General features: G+C 30.0%; 12 protein-coding genes. 1 reads left to right on the top strand and 11 read right to left on the bottom strand.

Translation table 11 applies throughout. The features are described from left to right. Positions 1 to 9: 9 nt before the first annotated feature. From vanS to ACTG44_RS02510, 11 genes are all read right to left on the bottom strand, one after another. On the bottom strand, positions 10 to 1,152 hold the full coding sequence (vanS, locus tag ACTG44_RS02560; RefSeq protein WP_021382978.1) for a vancomycin resistance histidine kinase VanS: 1,143 nt from the start codon (positions 1,150 to 1,152) through the stop codon (positions 10 to 12). Continuing rightward, entirely contained in the window at positions 1,142 to 1,843 is a 702-nt protein-coding gene (gene vanR / locus ACTG44_RS02555) for a VanR-ABDEGLN family response regulator transcription factor (protein ID WP_479921209.1), read from the bottom strand. Before vanR ends, vanS begins: the two co-directional genes overlap by 11 nt. 505 nt (positions 1,844 to 2,348) lie before the next feature. Next, positions 2,349 to 3,770: a Na+/H+ antiporter NhaC gene (gene nhaC, locus ACTG44_RS02550; protein ID WP_021383003.1), complete on the bottom strand. Its 1,422-nt coding sequence runs from the start codon at positions 3,768 to 3,770 to the stop codon at positions 2,349 to 2,351. Positions 3,771 to 3,799: 29 nt separating this feature from the next. Continuing rightward, positions 3,800 to 4,864 carry an ornithine racemase Orr gene (gene orr / locus ACTG44_RS02545; RefSeq protein WP_021382977.1) on the bottom strand — a complete coding sequence of 355 codons (1,065 nt, stop codon included), beginning with the start codon at positions 4,862 to 4,864 and terminating at the stop codon, positions 3,800 to 3,802. Continuing rightward, a complete protein-coding gene (locus ACTG44_RS02540; protein WP_479918029.1) occupies positions 4,849 to 6,258 on the bottom strand; it encodes a GlmL-related ornithine degradation protein in 1,410 nt (469 codons plus the stop codon). Before ACTG44_RS02540 ends, orr begins: the two co-directional genes overlap by 16 nt. Beyond that, positions 6,258 to 8,462, bottom strand: a complete 2,205-nt coding sequence (gene oraE / locus ACTG44_RS02535; RefSeq protein ID WP_479921208.1) for a D-ornithine 4,5-aminomutase subunit OraE — start codon at positions 8,460 to 8,462, stop codon at positions 6,258 to 6,260. The genes ACTG44_RS02540 and oraE overlap by 1 nt, the downstream gene beginning before the upstream one ends. Continuing rightward, a complete protein-coding gene (locus ACTG44_RS02530; RefSeq protein WP_021382945.1) occupies positions 8,456 to 8,830 on the bottom strand; it encodes an ornithine aminomutase subunit alpha in 375 nt (124 codons plus the stop codon). The genes oraE and ACTG44_RS02530 overlap by 7 nt, the downstream gene beginning before the upstream one ends. A gap of 77 nt (positions 8,831 to 8,907) precedes the next feature. Then, the gene (gene ortB / locus ACTG44_RS02525; protein ID WP_479921207.1) at positions 8,908 to 10,338 is read right to left on the bottom strand and encodes a 2-amino-4-oxopentanoate thiolase subunit OrtB; all 1,431 of its coding nucleotides are present in this window, start codon (positions 10,336 to 10,338) and stop codon (positions 8,908 to 8,910) included. After that, positions 10,331 to 10,639 carry a 2-amino-4-oxopentanoate thiolase subunit OrtA gene (gene ortA, locus ACTG44_RS02520; RefSeq protein ID WP_021382991.1) on the bottom strand — a complete coding sequence of 103 codons (309 nt, stop codon included), beginning with the start codon at positions 10,637 to 10,639 and terminating at the stop codon, positions 10,331 to 10,333. The genes ortB and ortA overlap by 8 nt, the downstream gene beginning before the upstream one ends. 34 nt (positions 10,640 to 10,673) lie before the next feature. Beyond that, positions 10,674 to 11,741, bottom strand: coding sequence for a 2,4-diaminopentanoate dehydrogenase (gene ord / locus ACTG44_RS02515; protein ID WP_479921206.1), 1,068 nt, complete (start codon positions 11,739 to 11,741; stop codon positions 10,674 to 10,676). Positions 11,742 to 11,971: 230 nt separating this feature from the next. Next, positions 11,972 to 13,345, bottom strand: a complete 1,374-nt coding sequence (locus tag ACTG44_RS02510) for a sigma-54 interaction domain-containing protein (RefSeq protein ID WP_479918026.1) — start codon at positions 13,343 to 13,345, stop codon at positions 11,972 to 11,974. Positions 13,346 to 13,613: 268 nt separating this feature from the next. Between ACTG44_RS02510 and ACTG44_RS02505 the strand changes: the two genes are divergently transcribed. Next, on the top strand, positions 13,614 to 14,444 hold the full coding sequence (locus ACTG44_RS02505) for an MBL fold metallo-hydrolase (protein ID WP_479921205.1): 831 nt from the start codon (positions 13,614 to 13,616) through the stop codon (positions 14,442 to 14,444). Positions 14,445 to 14,882 lie beyond the last annotated feature (438 nt).

Genomic DNA, 14,882 nt, shown 5'->3' with positions numbered 1-14,882 from the left:
CGTAAATTCTTAATATTTTCTTAAATTGGGAATAATAACTTCAAATACAATGATGTTATCCTTACTATATGCTGTTATTATCCCATTATGAAGCTCAACAATTTCTTTTGATATAGCAAGCCCCAAACCAGCTCCACCATTATTTGAACTACGAGATTCATCTAATCTATAGAATTGTTCAAAAATACGATTAATTTTTTCTTCTGGTATTGTATTACCATAATTCATAAACTTTAGATTTATGTTTTTTTCATCCTGCATAGCTGTTATTTCAATAATAGTACCTTCATAGCTATAATAAACAGCATTGCGTAATAAATTATCAAATACACGCTGCATTTTATTGACATCGCATTTTATCATCGTATTTGGAGCTACATTCAATGTATATTTTAGATTTTTACTTGTTAAAATAGGGGTAAATTCATACGTTAATTGTTCAAGCATACGTGTTAAGTTTACCTCACTGTATTCAAGAGTTATACTTGATAGATTAAATCTTGTAATTTCAAAGAATTCATTGATTAAATCCTCAAGACGTTCAGCTTTATCTAGTGAAATAGATAGATACTTATCTCGCAATTCTTTAGAAATCTGATTTTCATCTCGAAGCAATGTTAAATATCCTATAACTGAGGTAAGTGGTGTTTTTAAATCATGTGCTAGATAAACAATAAGGTCATTCTTACGTTGTTCTGCAATTTGTGTATCAGACTTACGTTGTTCAAGTGTATGTTTAATTGAATTTATCTTTTTTTCCACAGCAGAAAGCTCTGTAGATAAAGTAACTTCTTTAATATCCTCTTTAATAAGCGAATCAATACCTTGATTAATTTCACTAAAATATTTTGTAAACCAATTTAAATATAAACGGAATATTATAAAAAATACAATCGTGATAGCTATTATTATAAAAATCTCCATATTATTACGAAAAATCTGCTGATACAAATTTAAAGCTGCTTTATATTCCATACGAAAAACTTTTACAAAAAAAGATACTACCCATTCAGAGAAATTCCTATATAATATAAAAGAATATAAAATCCAAATAAATATGGTTGATATAAATGCCATTACAGCTGTTTTTATAAAAATTTTATTCTTTACTTGAGCAAAGTCAGAATTCTTCTTAATATTTTTATTTTTCAATTGTATAACCTACTCCCCATACAGTTTTTATAAATTTTGGATTTCTAGAAGGTTCATGTAATTTCTCACGTATACGTCCAATGTGAGACATAATTGTATTGTTATTGTCGAAATATTTTTCCCCCCATACAGCTTCAAATAATACTTCAGAAGGAATAACTTTCCCTTGATGTTTGCATAAGTACCATAGAATAGAAAATTCAATTGGTGTTAGTAATATTTCTTTACCAAATAAACTACATTTATGTGTTTCTTTATTGATAATTAGTCCTTTAATATCATATTCATCAACAGTTGTCGTCTGCTGTTCAAAAGAATTATTATATCTCATATATCGTCTTAGCTGTGTTTTCACTCTTGCAACAACTTCTAAAGGATTAAATGGCTTTGTTATATAATCATCAGCACCTATAGTTAAACCCATTATTTTGTCTATGTCTTCAACTTTAGCTGTTAGCATTATGATAGGATAGTAGTATTTATCTCGGATTTTTCGACAGATATGAAAGCCATCAGTATCTGGAAGCATAATGTCTAAGATAGCCATATCTAAATTTTTAGATTCAATACATTCTAGAGCTTCTTTACCTGTGTAAAACTTGTATACAGTAAAACCTTCATTTTTTAAATATACTTCAATTAAGTCGGCTATTTCTTTTTCATCATCTACTATTAAGACATTTTCGTTCATATATTATTTTTCACTCTCCTTTTAAACACAACTTATCTAGTATGTCCTTGTTATTATCGCATAACATATAGTAACTTTCAACTTTGTGTGTATAACATACTTACTTTTTGACTCTCTTCTATCATGAATACTACTTTTAAAAGGCATACTTAAGTACAAGGAGGTAATATATATTGATAATTGAAGATAATATAGAATTATTTGACTACATAAAAAGATGTCTAAAAAAAACAGTTTTACACAAACGTTCCCAATGCAGTAGTTTATGGTAGAGAAAAAACCTTTATAAATCAAAAGAAAAATGTCCTTTATTAAATAATCAAGGAATTTTATTGAGTGTTAAATAATTAAAATGCTTATATATTTTAAATACACAATAAAAACCTACATTTATTATCTTGCAAACAAAATAAAATTAACCTTCGAATATAAAACTCAAAAAAAGCTACAAGTAGATTTTTATAATAACAAATTTACTTATAGCTTTTTTATCATATAATTAGTATCAGACATCAAAATTCAAACAAGTTTCAGGTTCATCTTCTATTTTTGCTACTTTAAATTTACATGCAATTAAAACTAGAGATACCAACGGATTTATAATATTTAATAATGCATATGGACCATATGTTAATGCTGATACACCTAATGTTGCTGTTATATATGCTCCACATGTATTCCATGGGACTAACGGAGAAGTTAAAGTTCCACTATCTTCTAAAGCTCTTGATAACATTTTAGGATGTATACCTCTTTTTTTATATTCCTTATTATACATTCTTCCTGGTATAACTATAGATAAGTATTGTTCACCTGCGATTATGTTGGTAACTGTACAAGTTACCATCGTACATAAAACTGTTCCAAATACACCCTTTGCTAGTCTTAATAAAGAAGATGCTACTACTTCAAGCATACCTGTTTTTTCTAAAATACCTCCAAGAGATAGAGCACATATTGTTAAAGATACAGTAGACATCATATTCATAATACCACCTTTAGATAGTAAGGCATCTACCTCTTCTATTTGTGTCGATGAAACGTATCCATTTTGTGCTGCATCTAATATTGTACTCATAGATTCTCCTTGGAAAACTACTGCAAACAATACTCCTAATACAGCACCTACTATAAGTCCTGGTATAGCAGGCACTTTAAATACAACTAATCCAATTACTACTACTGGAGCTAATAATAATACTGGTGATAAAGTATTAAATGTAGAATCTAATGTAGACCTAATTAATTCTATCTGCTTTATATCTAATGCTTGACCTGAATACTTCATTCCAATTACACCATAAATTACTAAACAAATTAATAATGATGGTATAGTTGAATATAACATATATTTTATATGTGTAAACAAATCTGTCCCTGCCATTGCTGGAGCTAAATTAGTAGTTTCAGATAAAGGTGATAATTTATCTCCAAAGTAAGCTCCAGATATTATAGAACCTACTATCAATCCAACTGGCATACCTAAACTTTGACCAATTCCTAAAAGAGCTACTCCAACTGTCCCCATTGTGCTCCATGATGAACCAGTTGCAAGAGACACTATTGCACAGACTAGTGTTGATGCTACTAAAAAAATATTTGGTGATAAAATTTTTAGTCCCCAGTAAATCATACATGGAACTACTCCACTTACTATCCAAGTTCCTATAAGTACGCCTATTATAATTATAATTAAGATTGCTTGCATTGCCATCTTTATACTATTAAACATACTTAACTCTAAGTCTTTCCATTTAAATCCAAGCCTATATACAGCTACAATCCCTGCTACTGCTGCAGCTCCTATTAATGGTACATGAGGTGATGAACCATATATCAAGACTCCTAGACTTAAAAATAATATCAAACAAGTAATTGGTATCATTGCATCAAACAGACTTGCTTTTCTACATTCTCGCTCTTTCATAAGGTAATTTCCTCCTAATTATTTGAACACTACACTATAATTTTTTTTGAAACATATTCACTCGTACTAGATGACATGATACCTCCATAAGTTAATAAGAATTCCACATTATCACCTACTTTATAATCATGTTTTGTGTTACTTACATCTAATATCATGTGGTCTGAACTTGCCCCTAATATTTTTATATAAGTGTCTATTGGAATTAAAGAGTCAATATTTATATCCTGTTTACCTATAGCTATGATTGCCCTTTTTAAGATTCCTTTATCCTCATAAACAGGTTTATGTCTAAAAGCATCAACCCCTATTTCTCCAATGGGAACTGATGGCTTTTCTTTACATTCAATTATTTGACATACTAATTTAAATGCATCTTGATATGTTCCATGTATATTTTTACCGTACGCTGTTTCTCTACCAAGTATAATAGATTCACCTATCCTCAAGTTAGTAATACCTTCTGGCATAGTATTACTCATAATTAGATGCATAGAACTTGAATTACCTCCAGATACTATTTCTGTATCTATCCCAAATTTTTCTTCCATTTTTCGTGCTATACTTACTAGTCTGCCTGTATTTTCCCTAGATGGTATAACAGCTCCATAACAAGTTAAGTTTGTAGCTATACCAATTATTTTAATATTTTTTAATCTTACTATCTCTCTTACACTGTTAAAGAAGTCTTCTTCATAAAAATATCCTTCTCGTAAATCTCCTAAGTCAAACATAAGAACTATCTTATGAATAATATTTTTACTTTCACACAATTCATTTAGTTTCTTTATGGTTTCCAGTTCTGAATTAAGGCTAATATCACAATAATTGATAACTTCTTCTAGTTCACTTATCATGGGTATTCTAATCAGCATTTTAGGCAAATTTATATTTTGTAATTTTTTTAAGTTTTGTATCCTCGAATCTGCTATATGGTCTATTCCTTCACAACATACTGATTCTACTACCTCTTTTTGTGCACAAAATGATTTAGTTACAAAAGATACCTTAATATTTCTTTCATGACACTTCTGTGAAATTATTTTGACATTATGTTTTAACTTCTCTATATCTATTTCTAATCTAGGGTACATAATCTTTCCTCCTTGAAGTTTAAACTTTTTAATAGGAGCTTAAGAGATGCTTCTTCATATTTTTTAGATAAAACACCCATAGATGCCATAATATAGTCATTATCTATCAATATTTTTGTTTTTTCCTTTGGAAATAGTAATTCTTTATTTTTATTGTATTTAAGCATATTGTTTAATATTTTAATTCTACTAGGGAGCCTAGTAAGTGCTCCCCCTGTACCAACTATATATCTTACTTCTGTTAAATCTTTTCCTTCTGCAATTTTAACTTTTCCAGTTGTTCCATAAATATTTCTTATTTTCCCGGAGTGTCTTAACATAGCTTTGATAACAGCTTCTGTTGTCAGTCTCTCAACAAATAAAATTTCTTCTTTTGATTTTGGTATTGGTGGATAATTATCTATTATTGAATCAATGTCTATAGATAATTCATTTTGCAAGTTTTCTTTACCTATAACTTCTACTATGTTTTTCATATTTACATATACACCTAAATCCCCCTCAACACTTCTCTTTGCTAGAGGCTCAGGATTAACTAAGATTTTATTGATATAGTCACTTCCATCTGTAACAGAGTGTACATCAGTAGTTGCTCCACCTACATCCAAAGTTAATAAATCTCCAATATTTTTATATAAGAGTTTAGAAGCTTCCATCACAGCCCCTGGAGTTGGAGTAATATTTTCATTAACCATTTCTTTAATATACTTCATTCCTGGAGCTGTAGTTATGTGGTCTTCAAATACACCTTGAATAATTTTTCTTGTAGGCTCTATATTCAATAAATCTATTTTGGGGTATACATTTTCTGTTATATAAAGCTTATAATCTGTATCTTCGAATATTAACTTTACTTCCTCTTGATTTTCAATATTTCCAGCATATATAACTGGTATGCCTAAATTCATAGAAGCTATCATTTCGGCATTATAAATAGCTGTATCTCTTTCTCCATAATCAACTCCACCAGCTATTAAAATTATGTTTGGATTTATTTCTTTTATTTTATTTAAATCAGTTCTTTTAATTCTACCTGATGTTACTTGACGAATAACAGCTCCAGCTCCTAGAGCAGCTTCTTTAGCTGCTTTTACTGTCATATCATATACTAAACCATGAACAGTCATTTTTAATCCACCAGCTGCACTAGAAGTTGCAAACATATCATTATACTTTATATCCTCTACAGATAATTTATTAGCTAAATCCTTAATAGCACCTGACAAGCCATTTCTTACATCGCCACCTTCAAACACTGTTGTTGGAGCTTGACCTTGACCTAAAAATACAGGATTCTCAGTATCAATATTATGGAAAGCATTTACTACAGTGGTAGTACTTCCAATTTCAGCTACCAACACATCTATTTTAAAAGAAATTTTTTTATTTTCCATTACTCATTATTCATTTCTCTTCTTTTTTCAACTAAGAAAGTGGCTACATGAATACCTTTGCTGTTTCTTCCAAATCCAGCATCTATACCTTGTTCAACGGCTATTTCAGGTGTTACTTGTGTTCCTCCACAGGCTATCATTACTTTATCTCTTATACCTTTTTCCACACAATAATCATGTAATTTCTTCATGTTTTTATAGTGAATATCATCATGACTTATTATTGTAGATGCAAGTATTGCGTCTGCATTTAGTTCAATTGCTGCATCTACTAATTTTTCTACAGGCACAGAAGTCCCTAGATAGTGACATTCTATACCATATTTTTCTATACCACCATGTTTTATATCTATTATTTCCCTTAAACCAACTGAGTGTTCATCTTCTCCAACTGTAGCTGAAACTATTTTCATAGGTCTTTCTTCTATATCAGCTCTTATTTCTTCATCAGTCAGTACTTTAGGCTCTTCTGGTATTACTAAACTGTTTAAATCTATATCAAATGGAACTCTTCCCTTCACTTCTATTCTAGTACCTTCAGATTCATGCATAACTTCTCTACTTATAACTTCAACTTCTTGCAAGTTCATTTTCTTTACAAATTCCAAAGCTGCAAACTCAGCGGTTCTTTTATCAGTAGGTAGCATCATAGTTATCATTACAATTCCATCTGCACACCATTCCATTTCAGGCTTGATTTTATCTCCATTTCTGTATTCTTCTGATTCTTTTAGTCTGTTTTCCACATTGTCAAAATCATCAAGCTCATCAATATATATGATTTTATCTGGATTTTCAAATGTGCATCCATCTATTAATATTGACGGATTATCTATAGCATTTTCATCATACTGAGCTACATTGTTGTATCCAAAGTGAGCAGTTACAGGTGCTAGATAATCTTCTTCTCTTTCATAAACAGTACCTTCTCCAACTCCGCCTTTTATTTTTCTAGATATACCATCACCATTTCTTTCTGGATAATTTCCAGAATCAACGAAAAATCCTTGTTCTACAGACTCAAAATATCCACCAACTTCAAATATTTCTTCCATATATAATACAGCTCTTTCTTTAAGCTCTCTTGCTTTGTCTCTCAATTCACCAATATCTTTAAGTTCTATCATATCCATAAGACCATCCATACCAACCAAAGCTTGTTTTGCTGTATCACATGCTTCTATGTTGTATATATGCCAAGGTACATTTCTACCTTCGTCAGGTGTTATAGTTGATTGTATGTCTGCTCTAGTTAGTACTGATGTCAATAAATTTAATACATGAGTAACTGTTGCTTCTCTAGTTGATGATTCCATATATTTAGTATTCATTTGGGCTCTCATCTTATAATCACTAAATAATTCTCTAAGTGCAACAGCATAAGGTAAGTCTATTCTTAAACATGGTGCTGGAGGAGCTGTTGGTGGAACTGTTGATAAACATATATTACTTTTATCTATTCCTATTCTCTCAGAGAATATAGAGTTTAAAGCATGTTGAACCATAAGTTCAGGCATTACCTTCCACGCTTCTCTAGCAGTAGCATTAGCATTATGTGCTCCATCTATTTGAGCTATGTTGGCAAAAGCCATTATTTTTTTAGCTTCACAAGCATCTACAAAAGACCTTATCATATTTATATTTCTATATAGAACATTGTATTGTGGGTCTTGGTGTGCTCCATTGACTCCTTCTTCAGCAAACATCACTGCTACTTCAGGACCAGCAACACCACTTACATATGAATGGTAATTAATAGGTCTGCCAACTTCTTCTTCTATAAAATCAAGAGCTTTTCTTTGAGCTCTTACTTGTTTTCTTGTTATTGGAACTCCACCTATACCTTGAGGAGTACCTTCTATAAGCCCGTCAAAATGTGATTGTCCAGCAGTTCTAATAACCATTAAATGATCAGCACCATGATGAGCTGCCATCCTCATTCTTCTTATATCATCTTCAAATCTACCAGAAGCTATTTCAGTAGTAATAACTGGGCTTGGTTGAGGGTCTATATTGTTAAAATATTTAGATGATGGTAACCCTACACTCTTATTTAAAGGTTTTGTACAGTCTTTATATTCAAAAGGTCCCATTTCAAGATTTTCCAAATGCTCTCTCCAAACCCAACCTCTTCTTTTTGGTTTATATTTATCCAAATCTTTTAATATATGGTCTATATCTAGTTTTTTATTTTCCTTTAACATGATTCTACCCCTTCTCTAAATAAACATGTAACTTCATCCCAGTATTCACCATTAACTAATAATAAACCAGCTTCTCTAACTGTTATATTTTTAGATTTAGCCAACTTATAAACTACATGCCCTGCCCCTTTACCTATAAGACCTCTTTCCATAACACCTTCTAAAATAGGTTTTACCTCAAGAGAAGAAAATCCCATTCTTAACAAAACAGACCTTTCTATTGATGGTGTTGTGTTCTTTTTGCCAAGGTCTATCATTGGCTCTACTATTTGGGTAGCTAAACTCCAAAACCTTTCTTTTAACTCATCATCACTTAGTTCTTGAAGATGTTTTCTTCTAACTTCAAAATCATCCTCTCTTTTTTTCATGAACATTCCCCCGTTCGTATAAATTTAATTGAATTTTCCGATTATTTATTTTGTATTAAATTGAAAATTAGTCATTATTATAAATTATTTAACGTATCAATAACAAAATCTCTTGAACTTTTTACTTCTTCCATTAAAAACTCTATATCTTGATTACTTAAATTATCAACATTATCAATGTTATTGTTAGATATACAATTTTTTATAAATGATTTTCTTATTTTATTCATATCAATATCAACACATTTTAATAATTCTGGTATTTCTGGTAATATTAAGTTTACTCCTGCAATTTCTTCTCTTGGATTTCCAAATTTTATATCTATTCCATTTTCTCTTGCAAAAGTAAGCTGTGGACATATATGTTTACCTGCTCCTGTATACTCTGTTTCTTGTACTACTACAACTTTATCCTCATCTAATTCTTGAGCTAAAGAGAATGCTGCTGCTAAAGATGTATTTCCTGCAGGACCTCTTTCTATTCCTTCTAGTTGTGCCAATAATTCAGTTGTATAGAAAACTTCCCCTTGTTTTACTAATACATATCTATCCATATATCTAAGTGGTCTAGCTGCAGATCTAGGTACATCTGACCTATCAGGCCACGTACAGAATGGTATCCCAAAACCTGTATGCCCTGTTGTAAATGATTTTTTATTAAATTGATTGTCACTAGCCATGTGTAATCCTTTTAAGTCAACACTTGCTCCTACTACTTTAGTATTAAGACAACCAGCTTTTATCAATCCCCTTGCAGTTCCAGTGAGATTACCTCCACCTGCATTTGTACAAACAACTACATCAGGGTCTTTTTTATATTTTTCTCTAAATTGAATAGCTAACTCATATCCTAAAGTCTCTACACCTGCAATTCCAAATGGTGAATATAATGATGCATTAAAATAGCCTGTTTCTTCTAATAAAACTAAGAATGTGTAAAATAATTCTGGACCAACTGTTAATTGGATAACTTCTGCTCCATATGCCTCACATTTTCTTGCTTTTTCTATAATTTCGGGTTGACCTACACCATTAGAATCATAACATTCTTGAACTATTATACATTTTAGACCCTGCATAGCTGCCTGAGATGCTACAGCTGCACCATAGTTACCACTAGTAGCTGCTATTACGCCTTTATATCCCATTTTTTTAGCATGATATACGGCAGTAGCTGCTCTTCTTGCTTTAAAGCTACCAGATGCATTCATTGCTTCATCTTTTACAAATATTCTAGCTCCTTTACCTTCTGGAGCACATTTTCTAGCTAACTTAGTCAAATTTTTAAGTTCTATTATAGGAGTATTCCCAACAGCATACTGTGATTGAATCGCTTCGATATCTTGTAGTGTATATCCTGTTTCACCCATCATTTTTTCATAATCAAATCCTATTCCTTCTTGTTCAAAAGATGAGTAATCCAATCCAATTGCATTTTTCATTATTTCATTATTTCTTCCCATAACAGCTTGATAGCTCATATCTTTCATTGATGCTGTATTATTCATTATATACACCTCCAAATAATATTTCTTTAGCCTGTATCCCTATTTGGAGTAACTCTGGTATACATTTACCATAGTCATGAGTATAATATGGATTTACTTTAAGTAAGTTACCTTTTACAAGTCTACCTGTAATTGTTTTAACTTCTACTAAATCACCTATAGAAGCATCTTTTTGTATAAATCCTTTAACCCACATTTCTAAGGATACTTTCTTAGTATCCTCTGGAACTTGTGGAGCTCTTTCTTCTGGAGTCAGTACTATATTGTGTATAATAACCCAATCATTAACTTTAGCATCCATTTTTTCATCTCCTTATTAACTAGCTATTATTTTATTAATTGGCATTTGATTCTTCCTCTAATTCAACTTCAATCTGATTTCTTACATCTCCCATTATTGCTCTAGGTACTGGTATATCTAACATAGTTTTAAGACCCGGTCTAGCATTTATTATTAATGGAATAGAGTTTACTATCATTGCATAAGTACCTACTCCTCCAGGTATCTCAGGATTTATTTGCAAATCAATGTTTGGTATACCTTTTATTGATACATAGTCTCCTGTTTTAATGCCTTCTGCTTCAGGTATTATCTGTTGTGGATGCTCCATTTCAATCAAAACATCTCCATTTACATATCCATATCCACATTGTCTACAACCAGCAACATTTCCAGCCAATGCCTCTCCGTACTTAGATTTTCTATCTACTGTAGTCATTATTGGCTCTTTTGTTTGTTCTATCTTATCTAGTTTCCATCCTAATCCATCAGCTATCATATTTATTGATTCTACAAATCCTACATGACCTGCTATAGTATTATTTTCTACACCTTTTATAAATTCCTCTCTTGTTACTCCTACACCTTGTTCTACCATAACAGATTTTCCAAATGGTGATAAATCATTTACTCTCTTAGCTTTTATACTAGTAACTTCCTCACAAGTCCCTGAAAGAGCTAATACTAGTAAATCCAACACAAATCCTGGATTTATTCCTGTTCCAAGTATACTTACTCCATTCTCCTTTGCAACTTCATCCATTTTTTTAGCTAAATCTGCATCATCAGCTTGCGGATATGCCATTTGCTCTGCTGTTGATATAACATTTATTTTTCTATTTAATAAGAACATTATTTTATCAAAAGCCTTTTTAGTAAATGAATCAGTTGCTAATAAAACAACATCTACACTTTTTTCTTTAAAAACTTCTTCATAATTTCCATTGATAATAACTTCCGGTCTTTCTCCTCTTTCAATTTCTAAGATGTCATACATGCTTTTCCCTGAAGTACTTCTACTACAAACAGATACTATTTCCATACCTTCTTTTTTTAGAATCATATTAGCCATACCTATTCCCATAGCTCCAAATCCCCATATTCCAACTCTTACTTTTCTCATATATACACCCTCCTAAAAATTTATATCTTCTCAATAATTAGTTAAAGCATAAATCATGCCAACTTTGAAATTAAAATAAATATTTATTGAAACGTTGAAACTATAATTACTTTGTTATGTGTTTTCATAAATAAAAAATAATATTTTATTTAAGAAATAAAAAAAGAGCAAAAAATTTTGCTCTTTTATAATAATTTTGCTCCTTTATTTTTCTTTTTTATTTTACTTCTTTATAAGACTTTGATATTATATTTTTTCATTTTATATTGTAAATTTTGCCTATTCATACCTAAAATAGATGCAGCCTTAGTTATATTATACGAGGTCTTTTTTAATGATTCACAGATATACTTTTCTTCTATCTCACCAAGGATGCCATTAAGTGTCTTATTCTCTAAATCATTTAAAGAGTAATTATTAATCTCTTTATTCTCTTTAAGATTGTAATAGTCATTTAGATTAATCATACTTGTTTCTATTTGTATCTCATCTTCCATCATACTCATAGTACAATAAATTATGTTTTCTAGTTCTCTTATGTTACCTTGCCAGTCATAATTTTTTAGAACTTTGATAGCTTCATCTGAAATTCCTATCACTTTTTTATTTAATTTTTTATTATACTTTGAAATAAATTTTTTGCATAACAAAGATATATCTTCTTTTCTATCTCTAAGAGGAGGAATCTCTATATGAATTATGTTAAGTCTGTAATATAAATCTTTCCTTATTTTATTCTCATTTAAAATAACTCTTGGACTTTCATTTGTTGTTGCAATAATTCTTACATCAACAGGTATGTCCTTAGTTCCACCAACTCTTCTTACATAACCTTCTTGTAAAACCCTTAGTAATTTAGCCTGTAACATAATAGGCATGGAATTTATTTCATCTAATAATAAAGTTCCTTTGTTAGCTTGTTCAAACAAACCTGGTCTATCTACTGCTCCTGTAAATCCTCCCCTGCTAGTCCCAAATAGTATTCCTTCAAATAGCGACTCTGGCAAAGCTGCACAATTTTGTGCTATAAATGGATAATTTTTTCTATTACTTCCATAATGAATAGACTGACTAAATAACTCTTTACCCGTTCCAGTTTCCCCATATATAAATACTGAAGCGTCAGACTTACAGGCTTTCTTAGATTTTGATATTGCCTCTTTAATCAGATTACTTTCCCCTAAAATATCATCAAAGCCATAACCTTTCTTTTGTTGATTATTAACTTTGTTGATTAAATTTTTTTTATAATTTCTGTTTAGTAACGTTTCTATGGTTGTCATATTCTTTGATATTTCAAGTGCCCCTACAAATTCTCCTTTAACATCAATTGGTATCGTAGTATTAATTGCTGTTATTTCTTTCCCATTTTTATCTAGATATTTTTGAACATTGTCTTTGATAATTTTCCTATTCTCCAAAACTTCTACTAGTGTACTTCTATTTATTTTCATTTTGCTGACTATATCAAAAAATGAATTCGTTAAAATATCTTGTCTGTTCATTTTTTCCATTTTTTGTACAGAATCATTGTAGATTATAGTTTTCCCTTCTTTGTTAACAAAATGGACCCCTTCGTCAATATTTTCTAATATTTCATTCATTATTTTAAAAAATATCTCTTGGTTCAACTATATCACCCCAATACTTAAATATATAAAAACCCAAAAAATTAATAAAATGGTGTTACTGTATTTATATTATCATATATTTATGATATTTTTTATGCACATTGTATTAATATATCCTTAAGCCTATTCATATATTTCTGTTATTTCATATTTATACATGATATAATCTACTAAATCAAAATTTTGTTAAGTAGTTTTAAGTGTAGATTATTTATGTAATCTAATATTTTACTAAGGAGGTATGATAACTTTGAAATTAAAAATTATTGGTAGTGGTGGTATGTCAATTATTCCAAGTTCATTTTGTAAATGCAAAATATGTGAGGAAGCCAGACAAAAAGGTGGAAGATATGAACGATTAGGCCCAAGCCTATATATTGATGATATAAAAATGTTGATAGACACACCTGAAGATATTGCAGTAGCTTGTAACAGACAGAAAATCTCAGAAGTAAAACACCTTTCGATTTCTCACCATGACCCAGACCATGTTAAAGGCATTAGAATTGTCGAAAAAATTGGCTATGATTTTATCGCAGATAAAAATACTCCTATTGAATTTTATGCATTGCCTGAAGTGATTGAAGATATAAATCGAATGAACCTTGATTGTCTTAAATATTATGGGGATATTCTACACTGCATTTCTGTTAATGAAACTTCTCATATAAAGATAGATAATTTTGATATTGATTTGTTTAACAACAACCGAGATAGGAATATAACTTTCTATGTTATCAAAGAGAATGATAAAAAGGTCATATATGCTTGTTGCAATCCAAAGCCATTTACTCATAATGATATGTACTTCGATGCAGATGTTTTAATAATCAGTTTAGTTTCTGATGATGGCATATTAAATGATGGAACAGAACTTAAAGATGCACCATTCAAAGATGAAATATTTACTTTAGATGAAGTTATAGAAATTAAAAATTATTACAGAATTAAAAAGGTTATAGTTACACATATTGATGAAATGTGGGGGAAATCCTATGGTTATTATAGTGAATTAGAGAAGGAGCTTGATAATATTTTCTTTGCTTATGATGGTATGGAGATTATAGTTTAAAGTATCAAGTAATAAGCATAATGAATAGTTGGTAAATTTCAATTTAGTATTGTAGTCAAAAGCTGTGATTTCAAAGTGTCACAGCTTTTAATGAACTTATTCCTAATTACAAATATTTTGGAAACAAATTACATTTGCTAAATAGATTGTAGTTCTTCTTGCTTTTATTATATTATAAAATTAATAATAAGGTACAATTTCATATAATTTTAAAGTTTACATAAAAAAATTAATATTGTTTATAATAATTGCAACTCTAATATAACATAAATTTTAATATAGTTTGTTTTTGTATCTAATAAAAAGGGATTGAACTCAAAATCACTTTTTTTCTAATCAAATTTTGAGTTCAACTCCTTTTTATGCATACCATTTGTCACTTCTATATAGCTTTTCATCTGTATATTTTTGACTTATTTTAATAATTTTATTATCAAC

It is taken from the genome of Clostridioides sp. LIBA-2809, from assembly GCF_056688965.1.
This window is presented reverse-complemented; position numbering and strand designations above follow the sequence as displayed.

Excerpts from the sequence above, each read along its gene's own strand:
- vanR (WP_479921209.1), bottom strand. The coding sequence starts at position 1,843 with ATGAACGAAAATGTCTTAATAGTAGATGATGAAAAAGAAATAGCCGAC.
- nhaC (WP_021383003.1), bottom strand. The coding sequence starts at position 3,770 with ATGAAAGAGCGAGAATGTAGAAAAGCAAGTCTGTTTGATGCAATGATA.
- orr (WP_021382977.1), bottom strand. The coding sequence starts at position 4,864 with ATGTACCCTAGATTAGAAATAGATATAGAGAAGTTAAAACATAATGTC.
- ACTG44_RS02540 (WP_479918029.1), bottom strand. The coding sequence starts at position 6,258 with ATGGAAAATAAAAAAATTTCTTTTAAAATAGATGTGTTGGTAGCTGAA.
- oraE (WP_479921208.1), bottom strand. The coding sequence starts at position 8,462 with ATGTTAAAGGAAAATAAAAAACTAGATATAGACCATATATTAAAAGAT.
- ACTG44_RS02530 (WP_021382945.1), bottom strand. The coding sequence starts at position 8,830 with ATGAAAAAAAGAGAGGATGATTTTGAAGTTAGAAGAAAACATCTTCAA.
- ortB (WP_479921207.1), bottom strand. The coding sequence starts at position 10,338 with ATGAATAATACAGCATCAATGAAAGATATGAGCTATCAAGCTGTTATG.
- ortA (WP_021382991.1), bottom strand. The coding sequence starts at position 10,639 with ATGGATGCTAAAGTTAATGATTGGGTTATTATACACAATATAGTACTG.
- ord (WP_479921206.1), bottom strand. The coding sequence starts at position 11,741 with ATGAGAAAAGTAAGAGTTGGAATATGGGGATTTGGAGCTATGGGAATA.
- ACTG44_RS02510 (WP_479918026.1), bottom strand. The coding sequence starts at position 13,345 with ATGAATGAAATATTAGAAAATATTGACGAAGGGGTCCATTTTGTTAAC.
- ACTG44_RS02505 (WP_479921205.1), top strand. The coding sequence starts at position 13,614 with ATGATAACTTTGAAATTAAAAATTATTGGTAGTGGTGGTATGTCAATT.